30 protein-coding genes are annotated in these 25729 nt (G+C 60.8%); 12 read left to right on the plus strand and 18 right to left on the minus strand.

The window, feature by feature from the left end; genetic code table 11:
• The first annotated feature begins 41 nt into the window (after window positions 1-41).
• Entirely contained in the window at window positions 42-386 is a 345-nt protein-coding gene (locus WA845_RS01010; RefSeq protein ID WP_004440563.1) for a hypothetical protein, read from the plus strand.
• A 6-nt stretch (window positions 387-392) separates the two neighbouring features.
• Here WA845_RS01010 and WA845_RS01015 read toward each other — a convergent pair whose 3' ends face one another.
• Entirely contained in the window at window positions 393-935 is a 543-nt protein-coding gene (locus WA845_RS01015) for a GNAT family N-acetyltransferase (protein ID WP_107341014.1), read from the minus strand.
• A 96-nt stretch (window positions 936-1031) separates the two neighbouring features.
• Here WA845_RS01015 and WA845_RS01020 point away from each other — a divergent pair, with 96 nt between their 5' ends.
• Window positions 1032-1919: a LysR substrate-binding domain-containing protein gene (locus WA845_RS01020; RefSeq protein WP_112553447.1), complete on the plus strand. Its 888-nt coding sequence runs from the start codon at window positions 1032-1034 to the stop codon at window positions 1917-1919.
• 223 nt (window positions 1920-2142) lie between these two features.
• Here WA845_RS01020 and WA845_RS01025 read toward each other — a convergent pair whose 3' ends face one another.
• Window positions 2143-4491, minus strand: a complete 2349-nt coding sequence (locus tag WA845_RS01025; RefSeq protein ID WP_034495901.1) for a methyl-accepting chemotaxis protein — start codon at window positions 4489-4491, stop codon at window positions 2143-2145.
• Between the two features lie 166 nt (window positions 4492-4657).
• A complete protein-coding gene (locus WA845_RS01030; protein WP_112553445.1) occupies window positions 4658-5539 on the minus strand; it encodes a branched-chain amino acid aminotransferase in 882 nt (293 codons plus the stop codon).
• Between the two features lie 338 nt (window positions 5540-5877).
• Between WA845_RS01030 and tam the strand changes: the two genes are divergently transcribed.
• Window positions 5878-6648 carry a trans-aconitate 2-methyltransferase gene (gene tam, locus WA845_RS01035; protein ID WP_112553443.1) on the plus strand — a complete coding sequence of 257 codons (771 nt, stop codon included), beginning with the start codon at window positions 5878-5880 and terminating at the stop codon, window positions 6646-6648.
• 249 nt (window positions 6649-6897) lie between these two features.
• Here tam and WA845_RS01040 read toward each other — a convergent pair whose 3' ends face one another.
• The gene (locus WA845_RS01040) at window positions 6898-7266 is read right to left on the minus strand and encodes a VOC family protein (protein ID WP_004440552.1); all 369 of its coding nucleotides are present in this window, start codon (window positions 7264-7266) and stop codon (window positions 6898-6900) included.
• A 48-nt stretch (window positions 7267-7314) separates the two neighbouring features.
• Window positions 7315-8022, minus strand: a complete 708-nt coding sequence (locus tag WA845_RS01045; RefSeq protein ID WP_112553441.1) for an HTH domain-containing protein — start codon at window positions 8020-8022, stop codon at window positions 7315-7317.
• Window positions 8023-8209: 187 nt separating this feature from the next.
• Between WA845_RS01045 and WA845_RS01050 the strand changes: the two genes are divergently transcribed.
• Window positions 8210-9133 (plus strand): bestrophin family protein, encoded by a 924-nt coding sequence (locus tag WA845_RS01050; protein ID WP_045532508.1) that lies wholly within the window; start codon window positions 8210-8212, stop codon window positions 9131-9133.
• A 111-nt stretch (window positions 9134-9244) separates the two neighbouring features.
• Entirely contained in the window at window positions 9245-10072 is an 828-nt protein-coding gene (locus tag WA845_RS01055; protein WP_045532509.1) for an aldo/keto reductase, read from the plus strand.
• Between the two features lie 25 nt (window positions 10073-10097).
• Here the strand turns inward: WA845_RS01055 and WA845_RS01060 are convergent, their stop codons facing one another.
• The 3 genes from WA845_RS01060 to WA845_RS01070 form a co-directional block, all read right to left on the minus strand.
• Window positions 10098-10709, minus strand: a complete 612-nt coding sequence (locus WA845_RS01060) for a LysE family translocator (protein ID WP_045532510.1) — start codon at window positions 10707-10709, stop codon at window positions 10098-10100.
• A gap of 186 nt (window positions 10710-10895) precedes the next feature.
• Window positions 10896-11735, minus strand: coding sequence for a helix-turn-helix transcriptional regulator (locus tag WA845_RS01065; protein ID WP_045532511.1), 840 nt, complete (start codon window positions 11733-11735; stop codon window positions 10896-10898).
• Between the two features lie 70 nt (window positions 11736-11805).
• Window positions 11806-12564, minus strand: a complete 759-nt coding sequence (locus WA845_RS01070) for an SDR family oxidoreductase (RefSeq protein ID WP_022555800.1) — start codon at window positions 12562-12564, stop codon at window positions 11806-11808.
• Between the two features lie 103 nt (window positions 12565-12667).
• On the opposite strand from WA845_RS01070, the gene WA845_RS01075 reads away from it, so the two are divergent.
• Window positions 12668-13099, plus strand: coding sequence for a winged helix-turn-helix transcriptional regulator (locus WA845_RS01075; protein WP_004440539.1), 432 nt, complete (start codon window positions 12668-12670; stop codon window positions 13097-13099).
• 6 nt (window positions 13100-13105) lie between these two features.
• Here WA845_RS01075 and WA845_RS01080 read toward each other — a convergent pair whose 3' ends face one another.
• The gene (locus WA845_RS01080) at window positions 13106-13498 is read right to left on the minus strand and encodes a hypothetical protein (protein ID WP_045532513.1); all 393 of its coding nucleotides are present in this window, start codon (window positions 13496-13498) and stop codon (window positions 13106-13108) included.
• 312 nt (window positions 13499-13810) lie between these two features.
• Here WA845_RS01080 and WA845_RS01085 point away from each other — a divergent pair, with 312 nt between their 5' ends.
• Entirely contained in the window at window positions 13811-15382 is a 1572-nt protein-coding gene (locus tag WA845_RS01085) for a helicase HerA-like C-terminal domain-containing protein (RefSeq protein WP_107340988.1), read from the plus strand.
• Window positions 15383-15438: 56 nt separating this feature from the next.
• Here WA845_RS01085 and WA845_RS01090 read toward each other — a convergent pair whose 3' ends face one another.
• From WA845_RS01090 to WA845_RS01100, 3 genes are read right to left on the minus strand one after another with little or no spacing between them, the layout of a single operon-like run.
• Complete coding sequence (locus WA845_RS01090) at window positions 15439-15789, minus strand: Atu4866 domain-containing protein (RefSeq protein ID WP_004440535.1); 351 nt, start codon at window positions 15787-15789, stop codon at window positions 15439-15441.
• The gene (locus WA845_RS01095; protein ID WP_037091682.1) at window positions 15786-16262 is read right to left on the minus strand and encodes a carboxymuconolactone decarboxylase family protein; all 477 of its coding nucleotides are present in this window, start codon (window positions 16260-16262) and stop codon (window positions 15786-15788) included. Before WA845_RS01095 ends, WA845_RS01090 begins: the two co-directional genes overlap by 4 nt.
• Before the next feature lie 10 nt (window positions 16263-16272).
• Window positions 16273-16995, minus strand: coding sequence for an SDR family oxidoreductase (locus tag WA845_RS01100; protein WP_112553439.1), 723 nt, complete (start codon window positions 16993-16995; stop codon window positions 16273-16275).
• A 121-nt stretch (window positions 16996-17116) separates the two neighbouring features.
• Between WA845_RS01100 and WA845_RS01105 the strand changes: the two genes are divergently transcribed.
• Window positions 17117-18013 carry a LysR family transcriptional regulator gene (locus WA845_RS01105; protein ID WP_112553437.1) on the plus strand — a complete coding sequence of 299 codons (897 nt, stop codon included), beginning with the start codon at window positions 17117-17119 and terminating at the stop codon, window positions 18011-18013.
• A 39-nt stretch (window positions 18014-18052) separates the two neighbouring features.
• On the opposite strand, the gene WA845_RS01110 is transcribed toward WA845_RS01105, so the two are convergent.
• From WA845_RS01110 to WA845_RS01120, 3 genes are all read right to left on the minus strand, one after another.
• A complete protein-coding gene (locus tag WA845_RS01110) occupies window positions 18053-18832 on the minus strand; it encodes a VOC family protein (RefSeq protein ID WP_112553435.1) in 780 nt (259 codons plus the stop codon).
• A 93-nt stretch (window positions 18833-18925) separates the two neighbouring features.
• A complete protein-coding gene (locus WA845_RS01115; protein ID WP_006700024.1) occupies window positions 18926-19414 on the minus strand; it encodes a DUF1579 domain-containing protein in 489 nt (162 codons plus the stop codon).
• A gap of 29 nt (window positions 19415-19443) precedes the next feature.
• Window positions 19444-20172, minus strand: a complete 729-nt coding sequence (locus WA845_RS01120; protein ID WP_337322149.1) for a DUF899 domain-containing protein — start codon at window positions 20170-20172, stop codon at window positions 19444-19446.
• 149 nt (window positions 20173-20321) lie between these two features.
• Between WA845_RS01120 and WA845_RS01125 the strand changes: the two genes are divergently transcribed.
• The 3 genes from WA845_RS01125 to WA845_RS01135 all read left to right on the plus strand — a co-directional run bounded on the left by WA845_RS01125 (window position 20322) and on the right by WA845_RS01135 (window position 23197).
• A complete protein-coding gene (locus tag WA845_RS01125; protein WP_112553431.1) occupies window positions 20322-20768 on the plus strand; it encodes a MarR family transcriptional regulator in 447 nt (148 codons plus the stop codon).
• Between the two features lie 87 nt (window positions 20769-20855).
• Entirely contained in the window at window positions 20856-21278 is a 423-nt protein-coding gene (locus WA845_RS01130; protein ID WP_004440523.1) for a YciI family protein, read from the plus strand.
• Window positions 21279-21682: 404 nt separating this feature from the next.
• Window positions 21683-23197, plus strand: a complete 1515-nt coding sequence (locus tag WA845_RS01135; protein ID WP_112553428.1) for an ATP-binding cassette domain-containing protein — start codon at window positions 21683-21685, stop codon at window positions 23195-23197.
• A 40-nt stretch (window positions 23198-23237) separates the two neighbouring features.
• Here the strand turns inward: WA845_RS01135 and WA845_RS01140 are convergent, their stop codons facing one another.
• From WA845_RS01140 to WA845_RS01150, 3 genes are all read right to left on the minus strand, one after another.
• Window positions 23238-23999 carry an RES family NAD+ phosphorylase gene (locus tag WA845_RS01140; RefSeq protein WP_004440518.1) on the minus strand — a complete coding sequence of 254 codons (762 nt, stop codon included), beginning with the start codon at window positions 23997-23999 and terminating at the stop codon, window positions 23238-23240.
• Window positions 23959-24342: an MbcA/ParS/Xre antitoxin family protein gene (locus WA845_RS01145; protein ID WP_004440515.1), complete on the minus strand. Its 384-nt coding sequence runs from the start codon at window positions 24340-24342 to the stop codon at window positions 23959-23961. Before WA845_RS01145 ends, WA845_RS01140 begins: the two co-directional genes overlap by 41 nt.
• A 302-nt stretch (window positions 24343-24644) precedes the next feature.
• Window positions 24645-25067, minus strand: a complete 423-nt coding sequence (locus WA845_RS01150; RefSeq protein WP_003509379.1) for an organic hydroperoxide resistance protein — start codon at window positions 25065-25067, stop codon at window positions 24645-24647.
• A 192-nt stretch (window positions 25068-25259) separates the two neighbouring features.
• Between WA845_RS01150 and WA845_RS01155 the strand changes: the two genes are divergently transcribed.
• The gene (locus tag WA845_RS01155; protein WP_004440509.1) at window positions 25260-25718 is read left to right on the plus strand and encodes a MarR family winged helix-turn-helix transcriptional regulator; all 459 of its coding nucleotides are present in this window, start codon (window positions 25260-25262) and stop codon (window positions 25716-25718) included.
• Window positions 25719-25729: the final 11 nt, after the last annotated feature.

The raw sequence follows: 25729 nt of genomic DNA on the forward strand, positions 1-25729 counted from the left end.
TATCGGTTCGCTTTTGATCGAGATTGCAGGAAGGAAATTCCATGATACGCCCGATGATCCACACAGCCGCCCTCCTTGTTGCCGTCTCGTCGGCTGTCCTGCCTGCGTCCGCATCTTCGGACGATGCGTGGAAGGAATTCGTGGCGGATGTGCAGACTGCCTGTCTTGCCGCAGCCGGAGACATGATCGACGACGCCAAGGCGGTCGTCGATCCCGTTGGCAGCGAGAATTACGGTCTTGCCATCCTGACCGGCAGGGCAAAGGGCGCGGATGTGACGGTCAGCCATATCTGCGTCTATGACAAGAAGACAAAGGCCGTGGAACTCGGCAGCGAACTTGCCGGCGATACGCTGAAGGTGGAAATTCCCGGCTCCACCAAGCCCTGACGCGGGTCAGAAACGCGGCGTGGTATCGCCCTCGCCCAGTGCGCGCTGCATCAGCACCGTGTCCAGCCATTGACCGTGTTTCCAGCCGATGGATTTGAAGGTTCCGACGTGCTCGAAACCGGCGGCGCGATGCACGCCGACCGAAGCCGCATTTGCGCTGTCGCCGATGACGGCGATCATCTGCCGGAAGCCGCGCACGGTCGCCTCCTTGATGAGCGCGTCGAGCAGCTTGCGGCCAATACCCATGCCTTTCATCGAAGGGTCGATGTAAACGGAATCCTCAACCGTCGCGCCATAGGCCGGGCGGGCGCGATAAGCCCCGGCATAGGCATATCCCGCCACCTTGCCGTCACGCTCAGCGACGAGATAGGGGAAATTGCCCTCCACCAGAAGGCGGCGGCGCCCAGCCATCGTTTCCGCCGTTGGCGGATCGATCTCGAAGCTGGCGCGGCCATGCAAAACGGCGTCCCGGTAAATTTCGGTAATGGCTGGGATATCCGCCTCTTCACAGGGGCGGATCAGAAGGCTGGAAACGGTGGAAAGGGTCATTCTCTTGTCCTGCGGATCATTCACGCCGTCATTGTGCATTGCGGCGCAGCCAAAATAAAGGTTATCTGACTTATACAAACGATAAGGTTTTCTTTGATGATGGATCTCGACCTTCGGCAAGTGCGAAGTTTCATGGATGTGGCCGATCTCGGTAGCTTTTCCGCCGCCGCCGACAAGGCCGGAGTGACGCAGCCGGCCATCAGCCTGCACATCAGGCTGCTTGAAAAACAGCTGGGCGTGCGGCTGATCGAGAGGGTGGGCAGGCGCGCCCAGCCGACGGCGGCGGGCCGCGACTTCCTCATTCATGCAAGGCGGATTGCAGAAGAGGTGGCGCATGCCATCGATACGGTCGCGCCGCATCGCAGCGGGGTGACGGGACGCCTGCGCATCGGCACGGGCGCCACCGCCTGCATCTATCTCCTGCCGCCGGTGCTGGGCGATATCCGGCGTGCCATGCCGGGTATCGAGATCGTCGTGCAGACGGGCAATACCCACGATATCCTGCGGCTCCTGGAGGCCAACACGATCGACGCCGCCGTGGTGGCCCTGCCCGCCAGCGGCCGCAGCCTCGATATCAGCGATATCCATTTCGATGAGCTGGTCGCGGTATTTCCCCGCGACATGATTGCAGCCACGACGACGCTGACCGCCGACATGCTTTCGACAAAGCCGTTGCTGCTCTACGAGGGTGGCAATACGCGCAAGCTGGTGGATCAATGGTTCGCTGCAAGCGGCCGCACCGTGCAGCCCACGATGGAACTCGGCAGCGTCGAAGCCATCAAGAAACTGGCCGGGGCCGGGCTTGGGCTCGCCATCGTGCCAAGGATGGCGGTGGAGCAGGAAGCCACCTCATCTGGGCTCGAGTGGCGTTCGCTCGAGCCGCCACTCGAACGCCGGATCGCGCTGGCCATGCGCCGCGACAAACATATGACGGCGCCGCTGAGGGCGCTTGCCGCTGCGCTGGAGGATGTGCGGAAGGGATGAGGCCCGCGCCGGTTTTTGGGCACAGGTCAGACCATCGGAGCCGATAGCGATAGTGCGCATTTAATCAACGTCATCCTTTGGGCTCGTCCCAATGATCCGAGCACGTCCACAAATCAATCGGTTGCAGATCCTCGCGACGAGCCCGAGGATGACGTCGCGAGGGGGAAGCCTCGGTAACAACATTGCCCGCGCCCTTTGATGACGCGGGCCTCGCCGGCGAAACTCAGAACTCCGTCCAGTCGTCACCCTTCACGGCCAGTGCCGCATTGCCGCGTGCAGCGATCGGGCGGGCTTTCGGGGCGGAGGTGACCGGCGCAGGGGCCGGACTTGCAGCGCGCTGCATCTGCCGCGCCGTCTCCCGCAGGGCCGAGGTCTGGTGGCCGAGCTGGAACTGCGCCAGCAGCGCCTGGAGGTTGGCGCATTCCTGTGCGAGCCCCGCACCGGCCGCATTCATTTCCTCGACCATGGCAGCATTCTGCTGCGTGGCCTGATCCATGTGGTTGACGGCGGTGTTGACCTCGGAAAGGCCGGCAGACTGTTCCTGTGCTGCGGTCGCGATGGCGTCCATGTGGCTGTTGACGGAAAGCACCAGCTGCTCGATCTCGGAAAGCCCGACGCCGGTATCGGCCACCAGCTTCACGCCTTCGCCCACCGCAACGGCTGACGTATTGATAAGCTGCTTGATTTCCTTGGCCGCATTGGCGGAGCGCTGCGCCAGTTCGCGCACCTCCTGTGCAACGACGGCAAAGCCCTTGCCGGCATCGCCCGCCCTCGCCGCTTCAACGCCGGCATTCAGCGCCAGAAGGTTGGTCTGGAAGGCGATCTCATCGATCACGCCGATGATCTGACCGATCTGACGCGAGGAATGTTCGATGCGTTCCATGGCGGCAACGGCATCGCGCACCACCTTGCCGGAAAGATCGGCCTTCGTCCGCGCTTCCCGTACCGTGTCGCGCGCTTCGCCGGCGCGTTTGGACGTGGCGGACACGTTGGCGGTGATCTCTTCCAGCGCGGCGGCTGTCTCTTCCAGGGAGGCGGCCTGCTGTTCGGTGCGGCGGGAAAGATCGTCGGATGCCGACGACACCTCGTGTGCGCCGCCATTCACCGTCTGCACGGACTGGCCGACGCTGGTCAGCGCTTCGCGAAGCTGGTGCACGGAGCTGTTGAAATCGTGCCGTAGCGCCTCGAATTGCGGCGCGAATGGCGTGGCGATCTCGCAGAGCATATCGCCCGAGGCGAGGCGGCGCAGGCCGCCTGCCAGCGAACCCGTCGCCTGGTTGAGCCGTGCTTCGGCTTCGGCCTCGGCACGCTGCTGCAGCTCGATGCGGTCGCGTTCGGCCTGTTCCCGGTTTGCGACGGCATCCGCCTCCAGCTGCCGATTGCGGATGGCGGCCTCACGGAAAACTTCCACGGCCCGGGCCATCTCGCCGATCTCGTCACCGCGTTTTGCGCCAGCGATATCGATTGCGAGATTGCCACCCGACAGTGCCATCATGGCATTGGTCAGCCGGCTGATCGGCCGGGTGACGCGGCCGACGATGACGGCAAGCGAGACAATGCAGAGGGCGAGCGTGACCACGAAGACCGCGAGAAAGATCACCGCATCGGTGAAGGCTTCCTGTTTCGCCTTCTCGGCGTTGGCATCCAGCACGTCCATGGCGGCAGAAGCGATCTTGGCAATCGTGCCGAGATTTTCCGTGACGGTAGTGCGCCAGCTATCCATGGTAAAGGACGGCGTGCGGCCATTGTTCAGGTCTTCGATGAGCTTGGTTCGCTGGGCGTTGAAATCGCCCTTGAAATAAGTCTTGTCCGCGGTGGCGTAGATGTCCTTGAGCGATTGCGGCGCCGATTCATGCGCCACGAGATCGCCCGTTGCTTTCCACGCGAAAGCCGCGCCGGCATCGAAGGCGCCGAGCTGCTGCATTTCCTGGGCGGTAAGAGGACGGTTCTGCGCCACAGCAGCATTGAGGACAACGGTGGCGCTGCCACCAAGCGCGCGGGCGGACCAGCCGTAGGATCGCAGCTGAATGAGGCCTGTCTGGCCCTGATCCAGCGAACGGACGGCGCCTTCCAACGCAGTCGAGCCGGCTTCGAGAGACGCAAGGAAATCGGCGCCCAGCGTCATCACGGTCTTGTCGAGGCCGTTTTCGCGCCGATCAAGCGGCTGGGAAATATTGGCGTCCACCTTCTTTCGCAGGTCGACGAACTGTGCGTAGACATCGCTCACGCGCTTGAGCGGCCCCTGGAGCTTCGCATCTGCAATCGACGGAGACTGCGCGATAAAGGCCGTCATGGCGGCATCCACCTTCTGACGCGCCGCCTGCACGCTGGCGACGCTGCCCGCCGATTTCGAAGGATCGACAGTGAGCGCGGTGGCGCTGTCGCCGCGCTCACTGCGGAAATTCAGAAGTGCGTTGAAGAGAAGCTTGTCGAGCGCGACAAGCTGCGCAACCTCAGAAAAGGCGCTGGCGCGATTGACCGAGCGCCAGGCTTCGTTGCCGACCAAACCGGCAAGTGCAAGGCTGATGGTGAGAAAAAAACCTACAAGTACATTTCGAATGCTGAAAGACATCTGGCGGCCCCCGCTGCCCGGAAGTGAAGATGTCGCAAGCTACAATTCTGTTTTCTAAAATTGGATTAAATTACCCCCTGTTTTCAGGGTTTTTTTGCATCGCAAAAAAATGGCCATGACCGAACGAATGTCTGTCATGGCCGTTTCACGCGAATAGATGCAGAATTCAGACGTCTGCGCCGAGACGTGCCCATTCCATGTAAAGATCAAGCGCCTTGCGGGCGACCGGGCCGGCCTGCAGCTCGCGGTCGTCGAGCTTCACGACAGGCGAAACCTTGGAATAGTTGCCGGAGCAGAAGATTTCGTCGGCCTCACGGAAATCCTCAACCGAAAGCGTCGCTTCCCGCACGTCAAAACCGGCCTGGCGCAGAAGACCGATCACGCGTGAACGGGTGATGCCGGCAAGGAAGGTACGGTTCGGGACCGGCGTGAGAACGACGCCGTCCTTGACCATGAAGATGTTGGCGGAGGCTGATTCCGCGACATTGCCGTTCATGTCCCGCATCAGGGCGTTGTCGAAACCGCGTGAGCGCGCTTCCAGAATCGCGCGGCCGCTATTCGGATAAAGGCTGCCTGCCTTCGCGTCCGTCATCGCCGTTTCCGGCGAGGGGCGGCGCAGCGGCGAGACGGTGAGCGTCAGCGGCTTGCCGGCGTCCATCGGCGCTTCGAAAAGGCAGAGCGCAAACCGGGTGGAACTGGCATCCGGTGCAACGACGCTGCCGGGCATGCCGTGTTCGGCCCAGTACATCGGCTTGATGTAGATCGCCATCTTGCCGTCGAATTTCTTCACGCCCTCGAGCGCCAGGGCCTCGATTTCCTCGGCGGTCAGGGTCGGCTTCATGCCCATGTTGACGGCAGAGCGATTGACGCGCTGGCAGTGCAGATCAAGATCAGGCGCGACGCCATCGAACCAGCGTGCACCATCGAATACCGTAGAGGCCAGCCACATGGCATGCGAGGTTGGCCCGATGAGCGGCGGATTGCCAGGCAGCCATTGACCGTCAACATAGGTCCAGGTGGTTGATCGGGGTGCGGTATCGACGCTCATGATGGTCTCCTGTCTCGAGCGTTTCCGTTCGGTAAAAAACGCTCCGTCTTTTTGTTCTGATGCATTGCCGGATGAGGAACGCTGTGCGCGCGCAACCGGGCATGTGCGGGAAATCGGCCGGAGTGAATGCCTCTCCCTCAATGAGGTCAAGTTTTAATTGCCGCGATTTCTGATTTTGATGGAAAATAACAAAGCAGCGGCCCCGCCGGGATGTTTTATGAGGCGAAACAAAAGGTTGGTGAATAGATTCATCACAATAATTCATCGATTGAATGATGGCGGGGCGATTTCGCCCATGCGATGCTGACGATCTGACGGCAGTCCGCAGGAGAAAAATCATGGCATGGTCCGCACAGCAATATCTGAAATTCGAAGACGAGCGGACGCGCCCGGCGCGGGATCTCCTGGCCCAGGTGCCGCTGGAGCGGGTGCTGAACGGCTATGACCTCGGTTGCGGTCCCGGCAATTCCACCGAGCTTCTGACAGACCGTTACGGCGTCAATGTCATCACCGGTATTGATAGCGATGATGATATGCTGGCGAAGGCAGCGGACCGGCTGCCGACCACCCGCTTCGGCAAGGCCGACCTCGCGCATTGGAAACCGGCGCAGAAGGCGGACCTGCTTTACGCCAATGCCGTTTTCCAGTGGGTGCCGGATCATCTCGCCATTCTTTCGCAGCTGATGGACCAGCTGGAAAGCGGCGGCGTTCTGGCCGTGCAGATGCCTGACAATCTGCAGGAGCCGACGCATATCGCGATGCATGAAACAGGTGACGAGGGCCCATGGAAGCAGACTTTTTCCGATGGCCGGTTGCGGCGCAAACCCCTGCCCGCACCTTCGGACTATTTCGATGCGCTTTCACCGAAATCCGTGCGGGTGGATGTGTGGCACACGATCTATAATCACCCGATGAAAGATGCGGATAGCATTGTCGAATGGGTGAAGGGCACGGGGCTGCGCCCCTATCTCGCCGCCGCCGGCGAGGAGAACCGCGAAGCCTTTCTCGCCGACTATACGCGGCGTATCAGGGAGGCCTATCCGCCGATGGCGGATGGTCGGTTGCTTCTGCGGTTTCCCCGCCTTTTTGTCGTGGCGGTCAAGACGTAGGGCATCAGATGCGACGTGCGATTTTCACACGCGGACGCCTCCCCACCGCCCTCATTCCTGTGCCTGTCCCAGGAATCCAGCCAGCCCAAGTCCTTGGGCTGACAGGGCTCTCCCCTCCGCGCAGACGCGCGTCGACTGGATTCCTGTGACAAGCACAGGGATGAGGAGAGTGCGGAGCAGGAGCGTGCGGAATACCGCGTGCGTGGACGAGGATGGCTTTGTTTGACCAACCGGCCAAGCCGCTTGTCATCAGCTCGCGAAGGCATAGACCCGGAGGCGATGGCTGTCCGGGTCGGCGGCCGTGAAGGTATAACCGAACTCCATTTTCGCTGGCTGCTGCAGCATGGCGACGCCTCTTGCCTTCCAGCTCGCGAAAGTCTCTTCCACCTGAAGGTCGTTTTCGACGCGGAAGGCGAGTTCGACGCCGCCGCCCGTAACGGATGCCTTCGGTTCCACCGTGTGCCGCGACCAGAGGCCGAGCTTCATGCCGTTGGCAAGGACGAAGAGGGAAAATGTCGGGGAGGCTTCGACGGGATCGACGCCCAGCAGGGCCTTGTAGAACTCGGTGCTGGCCGGCGGATTATCGACGTAAAGAATGGTGAAATCGGGGTGGGTCATGGTTGTTCTCCTGTGTTGCGGATGAACGGTTTCTAGACCCCGATGCTGTCAGTTTTTGTCAGCATGTTGCCGCCGCCGCTGTTTTTCCCGTTCGCGCCATTCTTTCAGCAGCACCTGGCGGCGGCGCGGATAACGGCCGTCGAGGGGACGAAAGCTTTCGATGCGGTCAGCCCGGAAACTGCGGTAGTCCTGCCGTGTCTCGCACCAGCCCAGCACCACCCGCACCAGATCGAAAAAAGCGAGTGCGAAAGGCCAGATAACCCGCTCCGTCACGTCCCCCTTTTCGTCGCGATAGGTGATGACGACCCTGCTTTCCCTGAGAATCGTATCGCGAATGGCCGCCAGATCGACATGGATGGCCGCAAGCCCCTGCCCCGGACCGACAAGCAGGGTGGAGTGATCGAGTTCCTCGCGCAGGGCTTCGGGCAGAACGGCGGCGATCTTGACGAGTGCGGCGCGCGCAGCCTCCGCCAGTCCAGCATCGGCGCGGCCCGCCACCCAGCGCGAGCCGAGCACCAGCGCCTCGATTTCGTGCTGGGAAAACATCAACGGCGGCAGCAGGAAACCGGGACGCAGCACATAACCCACGCCCGCTTCGCCCTCGATATCGGCGCCCTGCGCCTGAAGCGTTGCTATATCACGGTAAAGCGTGCGCAGGCTGACGCCGGTCTTCGCGGCAAGGGCTGCACCACTCACCGGCATGCGGTGGGAACGAAGAATCTGCAACAGATCAAGAAGCCGTTGTGAACGTGACACGCGACATTTCCTTCCACCCCGCACGGTCGGATCATCTATTGACGATGCCCGCGATAAACGCGTAGCGCTGCCAGCGGCCGTGCGCAACCACGCAAAAAAGGGTGGACAAGGCCGCGTAGCCAGCATGTAGATAGGGTCGGGCATTTTCACGCGCCCCCACCCGCCACAGGCATTTCGAGTTTCCACCATGATCGTTCGTCCAAAACCGAGCCTGCTGCAGCTTTTCCTCATCGTGCGCGGCTCCATCATCGTCCGCATCTTTCCGCAGGTGCTTGCGGTTTTCCTGCTGTCGACGCTGGTGGTCTGGGCGCACAAGGATCGCCCGGATCTGGTGCCGGCGCTAAATGGAGCGCCGTTCTCGCTGCTCGGCATCGCGCTTTCCGTATTCCTCGGTTTTCGTGCCAATGCCTGTTACGACCGCTGGTGGGAAGCCCGCAAGCAGTGGGGCGCGCTGATTACCGTGGCCCGCACGCTCTCGCGCCAGACCGTGATGCTGGAAGGCCGGCAGGATGTGGCCGATCCCGTCACCCGCAAACGGATCACCGATCTTGTCATCGCCTTCTGTCACGCGCTGGTCTCACATCTGCGTCCGGCGAATGCGACGGTCGCCACCGACCTCATTCCGGAGGACCTTTCGCAGACCTATGCCCGCAGCCGCAACAGGCCGGACATGCTGCTGCGCGAAATCTCCGGCGCCATCGTCGCCGCTCATGGCAAAGGCCAGATCAGCGATATACAGTTGCAGATGCTGGATGCGACCGTGCAGCAGATGGGTGCCGCACAGGCTTCGTGCGAGCGCATTCGCCACACGCCGGTTCCTTTCGGTTATTCGCTGCTGCTGCACCGGACCGCGCATCTTTTCTGCCTTCTCCTGCCGTTCGGTTTCACCGATCTGCTGGGCTGGGCGACGCCTTTCACGAGTACGTTGATCGCCTATACGTTTTTCGGCCTCGATGCGCTGTCCGACGAGCTGGAGGACCCCTTCGGCACCGGCCTCAACGCGCTGCCGATAAATGCCCTTGCCACCACAATCGAGATCAATCTGCGCGAGGCGATCGGCGATACCGACCTGCCGGCCGATCCGCGTCCGGTGGATTACGTGCTGATGTGACTGGCGTCGCCGGGTTGAAACCGATCGTGCGGATACCAGTTAATGAAAGACGGCTTCCCTGCCCCCCGGCGTCCGCGCCGGCCATGTTTCAGCAAACAGGAGAGACATCCCATGTATGACGTCAGCGCAAATGGCGCGAACATTCCCGCCCTCGGTTTCGGCACCTTCCGCATTCCGGAAGACGATGTCAGGCGCATTCTGCCGGAGGCGCTGAAGCTCGGTTTCCGCCATGTCGATACCGCGCAGATTTACAAGAACGAAGGGGCCGTGGGCGAGGTCATCGCCAAGTCGGGCATTTCCCGGCACGATATATTCCTGACCACCAAGGTCTGGGTAGACCGCTATCGCCACGACGATTTTCTCGCTTCCGTTGATGAGAGTCTTGCAAAGCTGAAGACCGACTATGTCGACCTTTTGCTGCTGCACTGGCCAAAGAGCGATGTGCCGCTTGCCGAGCGCATGGGCGCGCTGAACGCGGTGCGCAAGGCCGGAAAGGCACGCAATATCGGCATTTCCAACTTTAACGTGGCGCTGACCGAAGAGGCGGTGAAACTGTCCGACACGCCGCTTGCCACCAACCAGATCGAATATCACCCCTATCTCGACCAGACGAAGGTGATTGCGGCTGCGCGCAAGCACGGCATGTCGGTGACAGCCTATTACCTGATGGCCGACGGCAAGGTGCCGAACGACCCTGTTCTGAAGGATATCGGCGCGAGGCATGGCAAAACCGCCGCGCAGGTAACCCTTCGCTGGGCGGTGCAACAGCCGGATATCGTGGCGCTTTCCAAGACGGCGACGGAAAGCCGCCTCAAGGAAAATTTCGATATTTTCGATTTCGCGCTCTCGGAAGAAGAAATGCAGGCAATCCATGCGCTGGCAAAGCCGAATGGCCGCATTGTCAGCCCCGGCCACCTCGCGCCCGACTGGGACAACTGAGGCGACGGGGCCTTGCGGTCCCGTCTTATCGCTCGGTCAAGGCCAGCTTTGCCCCCAGCGCCACGAATGCGGCGGCGAAGCTGCGTCTCAGCCAGGCGAGGACCGCCGGGCGTGACACCACCTGCCGCCGGACCGAGGCGGCAAAACAGCCGTAAAGCGCAAAGACCAGAAACGTCATGGCCATGAAGATCAGCCCGAGATCGACCACGCGCCATGTCGGCAAAGCCTCATCCGGCGCGATGAACTGCGGCAGGAAGGCAAAAAAGAAGATCGACAGTTTCGGGTTCAGCAGATTGATGAGGATCGCCTCACCGATGACGCGGGCGGCTTTCTGCGGCTGCCTCGTCTCATCGATCTTCAGCGCGCCATTCTCCTGCAGCGTGTTCCACGCCATGTAGAGCAGATAGGCGACCCCCAGATATTTGACCACGCTAAAGGCCAGCGCACTGGTGTGCAGGATGGCGGCAAGACCGGTGATGGCGGCGAGCAGATGCGGCACGATACCGAGCGTGCAGCCGAAGGCCGCAATGACGCTCGCCCGCGCCCCCTGCGAAAGGCCGGCAGCCAGCGTGTATACCACGCCGGTGCCCGGAGAGGCGGCAACGATGAAGGATGTGATGAGGAATTCGGGTGTCATGATGCGGTGTCCTGTGGGTGAAGGACGAGAGCATGGTGATGACTCGGGCGGGTGTCTTGGATGAAATTGCAGGGCCAAATCCGCACACCGTCACCCCGGCCCCCGAGCCGGGGTCCAGCGTGGTCAAGTCCTTGACCACGAAAGACTTCTTTCACGGCGCAGACGCGCCATGGCTGGATGCCGGATCTAGTCCCGCATGACGGAAGAGAGCGACGATCCGCCGCCCGTCGCCGCCCGGTAAACCGCCGGCGTCACCCCGAACTGGCGCACGAAAACGCGGTTCAGATGGCTCTGGTCGGCAAAACCGGCAAGGAAGGCAACCTCGGCCGGCGGCTTACCTCCGGCCAGCGCGTGCCGGGCCAGATGGACGCGCCGCTGGAGAAGATAGCTGTGCGGCGTCAGGCCGGTTGCTTTTGCGAAGGCGCGCAGGAAACGGAATTGGCTCATGCCGGCTTCCGCGGCCAGATCGGCAAGGCGGAACGGGTGGGCAGGGTCGTCATCGATGCTGCTTTTCGCGCGCCTGATGGTGTCGGGCGAGGTCACCACGGGCGGTTTAGCCGCCGTCTCCATCGCAGCCGCCAGAAGCATCAGCAAGGTCTCGTCGCTGTGCAGGGTTTCGCCCGGTCGTTCCTTTGCAGTGACGGCGGAAAAGACAGCGTTGAACCGCTCCGCCAGAGGCCTTGCATCAACAGGATAGGCGAATTCGAAAAAGCCGCGATCCTTCTCACAGACATCGGCAATGACATCGCGCACGATATCGATGTCGAGATAGAGCATCCGCCAGGCGCGGCCGCCCTCCCCGAGCGGGATACCGTCATGTATCTCGCCGGGATTGACGGTGATGACCTGACCGGAGGCCGCTTCCACCATGCCACGGCCGGAAAGCGATTTCTGTGCGCCGCGTTCGATGACGCCGATACCGAATTGATCATGCATATGGCGTGGGAAAGAACGATCGCTATCCGCCACGACGGCGACGACACCGGGCATGCTGGTTTTCGGCATCAGGAACCGGCCTTGGGCCATGAAAGCGCGCACTCCTCAGATAGGAGCGCGACGCTATCACAGGATGTCCCCATGCGACAGACGCTGCCGCTCAAGGATGCATATGGTTGATCATGGCGAAGACCTGATCGAAATTTCCGTTCTGCGCGGCAAACCGCAGCGGCTTGCAGCGTTCCACCACCACTTCCTTCTCGTCCGGACGATTTTCGAGGATATCCATGACCTCGGCAATGAAGGCATCAAGCGGCATGGCTCTTTCATCCTTCGCCTGCCCCTCACCCATCAGCGTCGTCTGCACGTAAGGCGGCACGATTTCGATGACTTCCACCGGCGTCTCTTCAAGCTGCTCGCGCAGAGCGACCGAATAGGCATGAATGGCGGATTTGGTGGCGCTGTAGGTGGGGGTCAGCACCATCGGCACGAAGGCGAGGCCGGAGGAGACCGTCAGCACCGTCGCGGCGGGTTGCTTGAGGAAATGCGGCAAAAGCGCCGCCGTCAGGCGGATGGGTGCAAGAAGATTGGTAGCGATGGTTTCTTCGGCCGTGTCCAGATAATCCGGGGCTGCGGCGATGTCTTCCGGCCGCATGATGCCGGCATTGTTGATGACGGCGTTGAGAGTGGGATGGGCCTTTACCAGAGCCTCTGCGAAAGCGCGGATGCCTGCCGCGTCCGTCGCATCCATCACCATCGAGGCCATGCCGGGATTGGCGGCCGTCACCTCGTCGAGTACGGCCTTGCGCCGGCCGGAAATGATGACCCTGTTGCCGGCCTTGTGAAAGGCCTCCGCCAGAGCACGACCGATGCCGGAACCGCCGCCGGTGATGAGAATGGTATTGCCAGAGATTTTCATGGGAACATCCTTTGCTTGTTGGCTGAAAGGAAGTTAGCTATGATACTCTCCAATCGAAAGTAGGCACCCAAAAGATTTATACTTACCAAATGGAGAGTGTAAGATGAAGCGGCATGCAGCCGACCCGGCCATCGAGAACCGGCGCAAGGTTCCGCCACCGACGGATACAGATCCGGCAATAGAGGCGCTGGTTCAGGACATCATTGCCAAGGTGGCCGACAAATGGACGATGCTCATTCTCGAAGTGCTGGAAGAGCACGGCACGCTGCGCTTTACGCAGATTGGCAAACATGTGGGCAATATCAGCCAGAAGATGCTGACGAAGACGCTGCGGCAGATGGAAAGCGACGGGCTGGTGCGCCGCACGGTGCATCCCGTCATTCCCCCACATGTGGATTATGGCCTGACGAACCTTGGCCGCACGCTGGGCAGCGCTTTTTGCGGGGTGTGGATATGGGCGGAAACGCACCATGCCGAAATAGAAGAGGCGCGGCGCCTGTTCAAAGAACAGCCGCCACGCCCCGCGATGGAATAGTCCGGCTCAGGCGAACTGGCTGAGGCCCGGGACCGAGGCGATCACCTGATCGACGGTTTCATCGCCGGCATGCTGACGGGCAGCGGCGATGGTTTCCTTGGCGAGGGTGGAAATCTCGCTCATGCCAAGGCCCTGGCTCATCAGCTGCTGGCCAAGCCCCATGATGCCGCCGCCGCCGATGGCGCTCATCAGGCCACCGAGCAGACCGCCGCCGCCGGCACCTTCGCCATTATACTGCGCCACCAGCTCGCTCGCGCCGGGAATGGCTTCGATCATCCGCGCGATCGGGCCGTCTGCAGCCTCGCGCTGGAGAAAACCGAGAATCATGCCAATGGCCTTTTCAGCCAGTTCAGGGTCGATCCCCGCCTTTGCGGCGATCTGATCCACGACTTCGTTCATTCTTGCCTCCTGTTGAAAAACGACGTCAACTTCTACGAACTGACGTTAACGTCAACGTAAAACAATCTCATGTGGCATTCAAGCGGCCATGAGCGGTGCGGCAACTTTCATCAAGCGCTTTTTCTTCATCGCCATCAAGCAGTTGTTGCGCCTTGAAACTGTCCTTATAAGATCATCGCAACCAAACTATGAAAGGGCTGCTCCCTGCCGGAGTCTCCCTATCATGCCGGAACACTTTTAATTCGGACATGACTTTTGCAAAATCCGCCGCGATTTTAGGGGTCGTGTTTCAGCCGCAGGAGAAATTGGTCGATGTTGCAGGACGGACAGCTCTATATCGGCACCAGCCGCAATCCGGATGACAGCCTGAACAAGGGCGAATATCTCGAACTGAAATTCGGCAACCGCCACGGCCTCATCACCGGCGCGACAGGCACGGGCAAGACCGTGACGTTGCAGGTTCTGGCGGAAGGTTTTTCGAAGGCCGGCGTTCCGGTCTTCTGCGCCGATATCAAGGGTGACCTTTCCGGAATCGCAGCCGAAGGCGAAGCGAAGGACTGGGTCCAGAAGCGCGCCGAACAGATCGGCTTCACCGATTTTTCCTACGGCAAGTCGCCTGTCATCTTCTGGGATCTCTATGGCGAAAAAGGCCATCGCGTGCGTGCCACCATCGCCGAAATGGGGCCGCTGCTGCTCGCCCGGCTGATGGATGCTTCCGAGGCGCAGGAAGGCGTTCTCAACATCGCCTTCAAGATCGCCGATCAGGGCGGGCTGCCGCTGCTCGATCTGAAAGACCTGCAATCGCTCCTCAACTATATGGGCGAAAACGCAACGCAACTCTCCAACCAGTTCGGGCTGATTTCCAAGGCTTCGGTCGGTTCGCTGCAGCGCGGGCTGCTGGTTCTCGAACAGCAGGGCGCTGCCAATTTCTTCGGCGAGCCGGCGTTGAAGATCGCCGACATCATGCGTGTGGGCACGGATGGGCGCGGCACGGTTTCGGTTCTCGCCGCCGACAAGCTGATGATGAACCCGCGCCTTTACGCCACCTTCCTGCTCTGGATGCTCTCCGAACTCTTCGAAGAGCTTCCCGAGGTCGGCGATCCGGAAAAGCCGCGTCTGGTGTTCTTCTTCGATGAAGCGCATCTGCTGTTCAACGATGCGCCGCGCGTGCTGGTGGAGCGTGTGGAGCAGGTCGTGCGCCTCATCCGCTCCAAGGGCGTTGGCGTTTATTTCGTGACGCAGAACCCGCTCGACGTGCCGGAGACCGTGCTTGCCCAGCTCGGCAACCGCGTGCAGCATGCGCTGCGCGCCTATACGCCGCGCGAACAGAAAGCCGTGCGCACGGCAGCCGATACGTTTCGACAGAACCCGGCCTTCAACACGGCAGATACCATCACCACGCTCGGCACGGGTGAAGCGCTGATTTCCACCCTGCACGACAAGGGTGCGCCCTCCATCGTCGAGCGCACGCTCGTCAGGCCACCATCCGGCCGCGTCGGACCGCTGACTGATGCGGAACGCAAATCGCTGATCGATCTCAGCCCCGTCTCCGGCCAATACGACAAGGATATAGACCGGGAATCGGCTTTCGAGATTCTTGCCGCCCGTGCCCAGAAGGCGGCGGAGGCCGAGGCTGCGAAGCGTGCTGAAGAAGAAAATGCCCAAAACCAGTCCGACAACGCCTCCGGCCGCTGGCGCCTGCCCGGTTTCGGTGATGACGAACCTGCGCAAAATTCCAGCGGCTCACGCAACGGCGGCACGCGCCGTTCCGGCTACCAGCGCGAAACGGTGATCGAGGCCGCGATGAAAAGTGCTGCCCGTTCGGTCGCGACTTCGGTAGGCCGCGCCATCGTGCGCGGGATTTTGGGTAGTTTGAAGCGATAGCAACAAGCGCGCCGCCCGCTCGCGATGGAGCGGGCGGCGCTTGATTGGCGTGGTTATCACTTCTCGCGGTAGAAGATCATGCCGCCGTGGTAGAGAATGTCGTCGACGAACTCGCCATCGGCCGTAAAGCCGGTGTCGTCCCAATAGTCGATGTGGTTGCCCTTCACCTCATACCGTCCCTGATAGGCGCTCTTGCGGTTACCCCGCGCCTCGTCATAGCGGCCATTGGGCAGAAGTTCCTGACGAACGTGGCCATCGCCGGTGACCCACATGCCGACATACGGATGGTTCTGGATCTCCGCGTTTTCGGTCATGTTCACTTCCGTGGCGTTGCTAGATTTGCGGTTCTCCCCTTCGGCCGAAGCCGCCGCAAGCAGAAGCGCAACCGATGTCGATACGATGTTCATTGTCTCTCCACTCCCGTTGCGGCATTGGCGCGGCGTTCCTCGAACAGTTCCGCAAGCGTGCGTGACGCTGCGATGGCTTTTGGGAAACCGGCCGGGACGGTGATCAGATAGATCATCTCCTTCAGTTCCTCGTCGGTTGCGCCCACATTCAGCGCATAACCGGCATGGACTTTCATCAGATCGCGCTCGCCAAGGGCCGCCATGACAGCGACGGCGGCCAGCTGGCGGGTGCGGTTGTCCAGACCCGGCCGCGACCAGACCTCACCCAGGGCATATCCCTCCGTTGCCTGCGCCAGGAACGGAAACTCCTGCCGCATGCGCTCCAGATTGGCTTGCGGCTGGCCATTATTGAGACTGCGGACGACATCATCGCCACGTTTCAACCGGTCATCCGGATGCTGCGTATTTGCGAGCGCGACGGCATTTCCCGCGAGCATTGCAATCGCAAGTGCACTTGAAAAAATGGCTTTCATCTCAATCTCCTCAGGCAGCGGTTGGGCGGACGACGATTTCGTTGACGTCCACATCGTCAGGCTGTTCGATGGCGTAGCGCACCGCGCGGCCGATCGCGTCCGGCTTCAGGGCTATGGCCCTGTAGCTCTGCATCAGTTCGGCGGCGGCCGGGTCGGTGATGGTATGGGCGAGTTCGCTTTCCACCACGCCGGGGTGAATGCAGGTGACACGCAGGTCGCGGTTTTCCTGCCGCAGCCCATCCGAAATCGCCCGCACGGCAAATTTCGTGGCGCAATAAACGGCCGCCGTTGGCGAGACCGCGAGCGCGCCAATGGAAGCGATGTTGATGATATGGCCCGAGGCGCGGGCGGTCATCTCGGGCAGAACGGCCGCGACGCCATAAAGCACGCCCTTGATGTTGACGTCGATCATGCGGTCCCATTCATCGACCTTGAGCGACGACATCAGCGACAGCGGCATGATGCCGGCATTATTGACGATGACGTCGATCTCACCGAAAGCCTTGCGGCCTGCCTCTGCGAAGGCTTCGACGCTGTGCCTGTCGGTCACGTCGAGCGGATGGACGACGACGTCGGCGCCCGTGCGGCGCAGTTCTTCGGCCAGCGCCTCAAGGCGATCCAGCCGGCGCGCCCCGAGCACCAGTTTTGCGCCGGCGGCGGCCAGCTCTCGCGCAATGCCTTCACCGATCCCGCTCGATGCACCCGTGATGAGAACAACTTTGTTCAATGTCATGGCTATCTCCTTGCTGTTACGGTCGGCTTTTTCGAAATCGACCGTTGCAGGGAAGATAGCGCTCAGGCATTGTCGTGATAACCGCCTTAATAGTTACCTCAATGGGTAGAATTTCTAACCAATGAACATTGATCTCAATGCTGTTTCGACGTTCTGCCTTGTTGCCGAGGAACGGAATTTTCGCGCCGTCGCGGACAGGCTGGGCGTCACCCGCTCCGCCGTCAGCCAGACCATCCGCAAGCTTGAGGAGACAATGGGAATTGCGCTGGTCCAACGAACCACCCGCAGCGTGAGCCTGACGGAAGCGGGGCAGCAGCTTTACGCTGATGTCTCGTCTTCCATAGGCGCGATCTCGCAGGCGGCGCAGGCAGCCTCATCGCTTGGCGGCACGGTGCGCGGTCAGCTTCGGCTGGCGGTGTCGTCCATTGCAGAACGTTTCTTGTCGGGACCTCTGCTAGCAAGCTTTGCCGAGGCACATCCCGAAGTGCAGCTCGACATCGTCGTGACGGATGAAGAATTCGATATTGTCGCCGAGCATTACGATGCCGGCGTGCGTCTGGGAGAGCTTATCGAACAGGATATGATTGCCGTTCCGGTATCAGTTCCCCAGCGGCAGCTTGCCGTCTGTTCTCCTTCCTACCGGGACCGATTCGGCCTGCCCGGCCAGCCACGCGAGCTGATCGAGCACAGGTGTATCGGCTGGCGGCCTCGTCCGGGTATTGCGCCATACAGATGGGAATTTGCCGAAAGCGGCCGGGAGTTTGCGGTGGCGGTGGAGCCTGCTTTCACCACCAACGACATGCAGCTGATGATCAAGCTCGCCTGTGCCGGTGCAGGCATTACCTTTGGCATGGAAGAGACATTCCGGCCCTATCTGGAGCGCGGAGAGCTTGTTTCCATGCTGGAAGACTATTCGCCCAGCTTCGCAGGGTTTTATCTCTATTATCCCAGCCGTCGCAACCTTGCGCCGAAGCTGCGGGCCTTTATCGATCACGTTCGCCTGTCGAGAGAGCGATGATCTGCCGGACGTTGCCCCGGCAGATCATCAGCAACAGACTTATTTCTTCTGCGAGACCAGCGAGAAATAGGCACCCTGCGGATCGACGCAGTTAACGATCCAGCTGTCGCCGGGCACTTCCATCGGGCCGTTGACGACCTGTCCGCCGCCGGTACTGACGCGGGTGATGGCGTCATCGATGCCATCCACATTGAAGTAATAACCCCAATGGCAGACGGGAACCTGCGGCATGCGTTTCATGATGCCGCCAACGGCTTTGCCGTTATGGGCGAAGATGCGGTACGGGCCCATTTCGCCCATGTCGAAATCATGGTCCTTGGTCCAGCCGAAGACATCGCCGTAGAAGGCCATCGCTTCATCGACATTGTCGGTGAAGAGTTCGTACCAGCCGACATGGCCCTGTTTCGCCTGCATATCCTCAGGGAAACCGCCGGTTTCCATTGGCTGCGGCGTCATGATGCAGAGCACGGCGCCATAGGGATCGGCCACCACGGCAAAGCGGCCGATTTCCGGGATGTCCTGCGGCGGACGTCGGATCGCGCCACCTTTTTCGGCAAAACGTTTTGCCGTCGCGTCGACATCGTCGACATCGACATAGGCCGTCCAGTTCGGCGGAATGCCCTGGACCTTGTGCTCGTCGGTCAGTTCCATGACGCCGCCCATGCCCTTGCCGTCGGCTTCCAGCACGAGATAGGGCATTTCCGGCGAGCCGAAATCCTTGGTCTGCCAGCCAACGACATGACCATAAAAGCGGGCGGCCGCTTCCATGTCGGGTGTCATCAGCTCGACCCAGATGAATTTTCCATGCGTATCGGACATTGTCGTCTCCTATGGAGGGTTTGGCGGGTGTTTCGGCAAGCGCCCGCCGCAGGGCGCGGCGGCACGTTCGTTCAGATCAAGTCCCGGCGAGCTTTACGACTTGCGCCGAAACTCCGATGTCATGAAGGTCTTGAATGTGCCATCCGGCTGCCTGACGCTGCCGGAGAAACTGCGGTGATTGTCATCATGCAGCACCAGCACGTCGTGATAGGTCGCGGTGCCACCGGAACCGTCGAAAGCGGGGCCTTCCGCTTCCAGCGTCAGGGTCTTGCCGTCCTCTTCCAGCCAGCCCTTGTAGACCCAGAGATGCGTCATCATCGACCCTACCCAGGTGCCGACAAAATTGCCCTTGGCCGGATCGAAGCCGACCGTTATGACGGCCGTCATCCGGTCGCCGTCAGGCATCCTGCCGGAGCCTTCGCCGATGACCCACAACCCGCCGATGGAGCGGACGGTCTCCGTAAAACGCTGGTCCGGATCATCAGGATCGTATCCTTCATGGCCGGCAACCATTACCCAGTCGCCGACGAGCCTAGACAGGAATTCGTGTTCCTTCTGCGGCTTGACGCTTTCCATTTCCATTGTCGTCTCCTCCTCTCGTCTTGCCGTTTTCAGTGACAGCAGGATGCGGCTTTCGGCGCGTCCTCATATTGGTCGTGGCGGCGCACCCAATCCATTACACCCTCTTCATTACGGCCTTTTGGCACCAGATCGAGCAGCATCAATGTGCCGAGCGTCTGCTCCGCCCCGCGGGCATAAGTGGAATAGGTGTGATAGATCTTGCCGTCCTCGCCCCTGGCGAAAACGCTGATGCCGTGCAGGTCCTTCAGGTCGCCATAGGGCGCCATGTCGCGGTAATTGTAGGTGATTTCGCCGCTTGCCATATCCTCGTCGCGAAACGAGGCCTGATAATCGTAATTGAAATCCGTGCCTGCGGCTGAAACCCAGGGGAATTTCCAACCCATGCGGTTTTTGTAGCTTTCGAGCTTTTCAAGCGGTGCCCGCGACACCGCGACGAAGCCAGCATCGCCATGCTTGAGATGGATCAGCGCGCCATCGACGTGATCGGCGAAGAAGGAGCAGCCAACGCAGCCCTCCTCCCAGTCCGGCGCCAGCATGAAGTGGTAGACGATCAGCTGACTGCAATCACCGAACAGCTCCTTCAGCGATTTGGGGCCGGAAGGCGCGTCGAAGATATAATCCTTCGTCACCTCCTCCCACGGCAATGCGCGACGGGCTTCGTTCAGCCTGTCACGGGCACGGGTCAATTCCTTTTCCTTCACCAGCAGATCGCGGCGGGCCGCAAGCCACTCCTCTTTTGAAACGACGGGATGAGACATGATCTTTCCTCCTTGGATCCGTCCTTCACCTCGGCGCCGCTCCGTCCCAACGGCCGGCACCGCCTATTTCTGTGCTGAAAGGCAACAAACAGTCTGCAGAGCACCAAGTTCCGCTTGACTAATTAGGTTGATATCAACATATTTAGCGCATGTCAAACGTCAGCGTGATTCCTTTTGCGACAACCATTCTCGTGCGTGATTCCTGCCTGTGCCTGCATACACAGCGTGCAGCACGGGCGCTGGCACGGCTGTTCGACAATGCGTTGAAGCCGGTGGGCATCAACAATGGTCAATTTTCGCTGCTGATGTCGCTGAACCGCCCGGAGCCGCCGCCGATGGGGCCGGTCGCCAATCTTCTGGCGATGGACCGCACGACGTTGACGGCGGCGCTGAAGCCGCTGGAGCGGCGCGGGCTGGTCAGCATCGAACAGGACCCGAAGGACAAGCGCGGCAAACGGCTGCGGCTGACGGCTGACGGGATGGCCGTACTCGCCGCCGCATTCCCGATATGGGAGCAGACCCATGCGGAAATCGAAGCAAAGATTGGAAGCGGTGACCCTGAAAGACTGCGCCGCGACCTCATCGATCTTGGCTGACAGGGGCGGAGCGCCCCGGCAAGACTGTCATCCGGTTGTCGCGCCGGAGAGCGAAACTGAACGAAACGCAATCCAGGAGGAATGATCATGCGTGCAATCGTTTTTGTAAAAGCCACAAAAAGCAGCGAAGACGGCGTGATGCCGACGACGGAACTGATGGAGGCGATGGGGAAATTCAACGAAGAACTGGTCAATGCCGGCATCATGCAGTCCGGCGACGGCCTGCACCCCTCCTCCAAGGGTAAGCGCGTGATCTTCGACGGCGACAGCCGCACCGTGATCGACGGTCCCTTCCCGCACACCAACGAGCTGGTCGCCGGTTTCTGGATCTGGAACGTGAAGGACATGGACGAGGCGGTAGAATGGGTAAAACGCTGCCCGAACCCGATGTTGGAGCGCAGCGAAATCGAAATCCGCCCCATGTTTGAAATGGAAGACTTCGGCGACGCGGTGACACCTGAAATCGCCGCTCATGTCGAAGAACTGCGGGCGCGTGTCGGCAACCAATGACGCCAGCGGGCCAAACGAGCCCGGCTGAAAGGATCAGGTGCGGCATCGACTACATCTCACACCGGGTAGGCTTTGCCGCATCGGCCCTACCCACCCCTTCTCAAAGTGGGTTGCAACGGATCGCCGCCGCTGTTAATGGTCGGACGGTTCGACCCGTTTCAAGAAAGGAGGCTTCGCATGGATATTTCCTGCTTCTGGCGCAATCGTCAGCTCTGCCACCTTTTTGCCCTGCGGACACGTTTGCAGGGCTGACCGGAACACCACCCTCTGGTTTGCCTAAAAGGCCGCGCAGGACGCAGTTCGTCTGCCATTGCGCATAGTTTCACGACGGATCACCGATAACCGAAACCCCGTCCTGCACGCGCAGGCAACGGTGCGGGTCCGTCTTCGCCAGAGACGACATCATGACCATCATTACGCTGCGCAACCTCGGTATCATCCTTGGCAAACCGCTTTTTTCCAATCTCAGCCTTACCGTGAATGCGGACGACCGCATCGGCATCGTCGCCGCCAATGGTTGCGGCAAGTCCACCCTGCTCAATTGCCTGGTGGGCGACATGGAGCCCAGTAGCGGCGACATCACCCGGCTGCGCGGGCTCACCCAGTCCATCGTGCGCCAAAATCCACCTGCCGCCCTGCTGGAGCTGACCATGCGGGATGCCGTGCTTTCCGCCCTGCCGGCGGATACGATCGATAGCGAAAGCTGGCGCGCAGACATCATCTTCGATGACATGCTGGTGCCGGAGCCGTTCCGCGAGCGTCGCCTGAAAGAACTGAGCGGCGGCTGGCAGAGGCTTGCCATGCTGGCCAAGGCCTGGATCACAGAGCCTGACGTGCTGCTGCTCGACGAGCCGACCAACCATCTCGACCTTGAAAAGATCAACGTGCTGGAAAGCTGGCTGGGCGCCCTGCCGCGCGACACGGCCGTCATCATCGTCAGCCACGACCGCGCCTTTCTCGACAATGTCACGCGGACGACGCTTTTCCTGCGGCCTGAGAACTCGGCGCTGTTTCGCCTGCCCTATGGCCGTGCGCGCGCGGCGCTGGAGGAGGAGGACGCCGCCGATGAGCGGCGTTTCCAGCGCGACATGAAAACCGCACAGCAGCTGCGCCGGCAGGCGGCCAAGCTCAATAATATCGGCATCAATTCCGGCAGCGATCTCCTGACCGTTAAAACCAAGCAATTGCGCGAGCGTGCGGAAAGGATCGAGGAGAAAGCGCGCCCTGCCCATATCGAACGATCCGCCGGCAAAATCCAGCTCGCCAATCGCGGCACCCATGCCAAGGTACTGGTAACGCTGGAGGATGTGGCCGTCTCCACGCCGGACGGAACGGTGCTGTTTCGCACCGGCCGGCAATTCATCCGCCAGGGCGACCGCATCGTCATTCTCGGTCGCAACGGTGTCGGCAAGACGCGGCTGATGTCACTGCTGCAGGCGGCGGTGACGGGTGATGGCCATATTCAGGAGGGCATCAAGGCCACGCCCTCGCTGGTGGCCGGATATGTCGACCAGTCGCTTGCCGACATCGATGACGACAGCACGCCGGCGACGCTTCTCTCGCATCGCTTCGACATTGGCGACCAGCGCATCCACGGCCTGCTCGCCGGCGCCGGCATCGACATGGAAATGCAGAAACGCCGGATCGCCACGCTCTCAGGCGGGCAGAAGGCGCGACTTGCCATGCTGGCGCTCAGGCTGGCGGAGCCGAATTTCTATCTGCTGGACGAGCCGACGAACCATCTGGATATCGAGGGACAGGAAGCGCTGGAGGCGGAAATCATCAGCCGTGAAGCCAGCTGCGTCTTCGTTTCGCATGACAGGAGTTTTGTGCGGACGGTAGGTAACCGCTTCTGGCTGATCGACAAGCGCAGGCTGGTGGAAGTTGACGACCCGGAAGCGTTTTTCGCTTCCGCCTGACATCATCGCCCCGCCAAGAGGATGAAACAGAGAACGCCCGTCAGCCCAGCAGGCTGGCGAGGCGTGGATCACCGGCAAAATCCGCGGCCGAAAAACCGGTTCGCCGCATCGGGAATTCGCACAGCGCCTGCACCCCGGTTTTCGAAAGATGGATGCGCCAGCTCATCCGCTCCACCGGCGATTTTTCGGCGAATGCCTTCGGCGACAGGATGGCAATGTTGAGGCCGCCTGCCGGATCGCGCACCGAGCGGTAGAGGATGGCCTCGATCCGGGCGAGACGCGCCTGATCCGCCAGTGTCTGGCAAGCTTCGTAATTCGTGGGATCAGTCCACAGGGCCTCGTCGCGGTTGAGTGCCGGTTCGGTCAGATCCAGCGCGGCATCGGTGGCGACGCGGGCGGCAAAGGCGGAATAGTCGGCTGGATTGGCAGGCAGCGGCGTGCCAGGCGATTCGGCGTAAAACAGCAGCCGGTAAAAGGCCATTTCAGCAAGCGCCGTTTCCACCTTCGCGGCGGCGTAATAGACGCCTTCGGTATAGCCCGCGCGGCGGAACCGCGAGCCATGCGGATAGGCTGCGCCATAACGGAAGGGCGTCGCGAGAAGATAATCAAAACCGGCGCATTCGGGCGGAAACGGCCGCTTGCTCGCCTCCAGAATATCTTCCAGCAGCGATTGCTCTTCCACCGTATCCACCAGCTTCATGGTGGAAACCTGGTGCTGCGCCTCCACCAACCGCCAGTATTTTCCCGCCGCAGCGCGTTTTTCAGACAGGAGCGCGTCGGGCGTCCAGATAGGAGAGGACATCGATCAATCCGGTAATGGTAGTCAGCTTGTCGGCAGGTACGGCGCCGAGCGCCGTGTTATGATTGCGCAGCCAGCTTTTCGCCACGGCTTCGTCGCCGCCGGCAATCGCATCCAGCGAACGGAAAACCCGGATCAGCAACACAGCCAGTTCAAAAGATTTGGCACCCGGCTCCAGCAGGAAATCAAGCCGCTTCATACGCGACACCGTAGGCGCGGAAACGCCAAGAATATCCGCCGTGCGGGCGGCATTCAGGCCGAGCCGCTCCGCGGCGGCGATGACAGCCTTGGTGACGACCCTGCCTTGCGATGCGGGGTCCGCGGTGGCCTTGGTGTGAATATTCATGGGTCTATCCTTTCCTTGGAAAGAATATAGCACATTTCTTTCTGCAAACAAGAAGGGCGGAATGAACGCAGGAATGACGATCCACTGCCCAAGCCTGATATTTATCGTGTGCAGGGCGCCCCGCCCCGTCACCCCGGACTAGATCCGGGGTCCAGCGCGATCAAGTCCTTGATCGCGATAGACTCCTTTCAAGGCGCAGACGCGCCGGGGCATGGATGCCGGATCTAGTCCTGCATGCGGAGGAGACGTCGCGGTCCACTTCAGGCCGGGATGAACCCGCCACACATTTCAGACCTGAAAAATCAGGCTACCGAGACCGGCACTTCCGTGGAGGTGCGCATGGCGTGGCTGTAGGGGCAGACGATGTGCGCAGCAGCAACCAGTTTTTCAGCAACTTCGCGCTCCACACCAGGAATATTGGCCTTCAGCGAGACTTCGATGCCGAAGCCGCCGCCGTCTTCGCGCGGGCCGATACCGACGGTTGCCGTCACAGTGGTGTCTTCAGGAATCTTTACCTTTTCCTTGCCGGCGACGAATTTCAGGGCGCCGAGGAAGCAGGCGGAATAACCGGCTGCAAAAAGCTGTTCCGGATTGGTGCCGCGGGCGCCATCACCGCCCAGTTCCTTGGGAACAGTGAGTGTGACGTCGAGAACGCCGTCTTCCGACTTGGCGTTACCGGCGCGGCCACCGGTGGCAGATGCTTTGGTCGTGTAGAGAATTGGCATGACATTTACTCCTTCGGGTTGGCGTTGAGGCTCTTATAGCGAACAATTGAATTGTGCGCAATATAATTTTGCACATTGAATGCGAATTCGTTTTTTGCGATAATTTTCACGAAATGTCGCCGCGCATCCATGCGGCAGGAACCGAAAGCGGGGGCCGATTGTTCCCTCCCCGGTTGATTTTGGAGCAGGAAAATGGGTGCAGAGGGCGACGACAAGAAGATGGAAAGCCTGCTGAGGCTGGACCAGCAGATATGTTTTGCGCTTTACGGCGCGGCGCATGCCTTCACAAGGGCCTACAAACCGCTGCTCGACCCAATCGGGCTGACTTATCCGCAATATCTGGTCATGATGGCGCTATGGGAGAAAGAGACCTCCACCGTCAAGGCGCTCGGCGAAATGCTGGGGCTCGATTCCGGCACCCTTTCCCCGCTGCTGAAAAGGCTGGAGCATGCGGGGTTGATCACCCGCAAGCGCGGGACGGTGGACGAACGACAGGTGCTGGTGGCCCTGACGCCAAAGGGCGCGAACCTTAAAAAAGAGGGCGTGAAGATCATGGCGGCAATCGGCAATGCCACTGGTTGCGGGCTGGAAGAGCTGGTGCAGATCCGCGACCGGGTGAATGCGCTGAAGGACAGCCTCACCCGACCCTGACGTAACAAAAA

The sequence above is a fragment of the Agrobacterium sp. CMT1 genome (assembly GCF_037203725.1).
Lineage (GTDB): Bacteria > Pseudomonadota > Alphaproteobacteria > Rhizobiales > Rhizobiaceae > Agrobacterium > Agrobacterium pusense.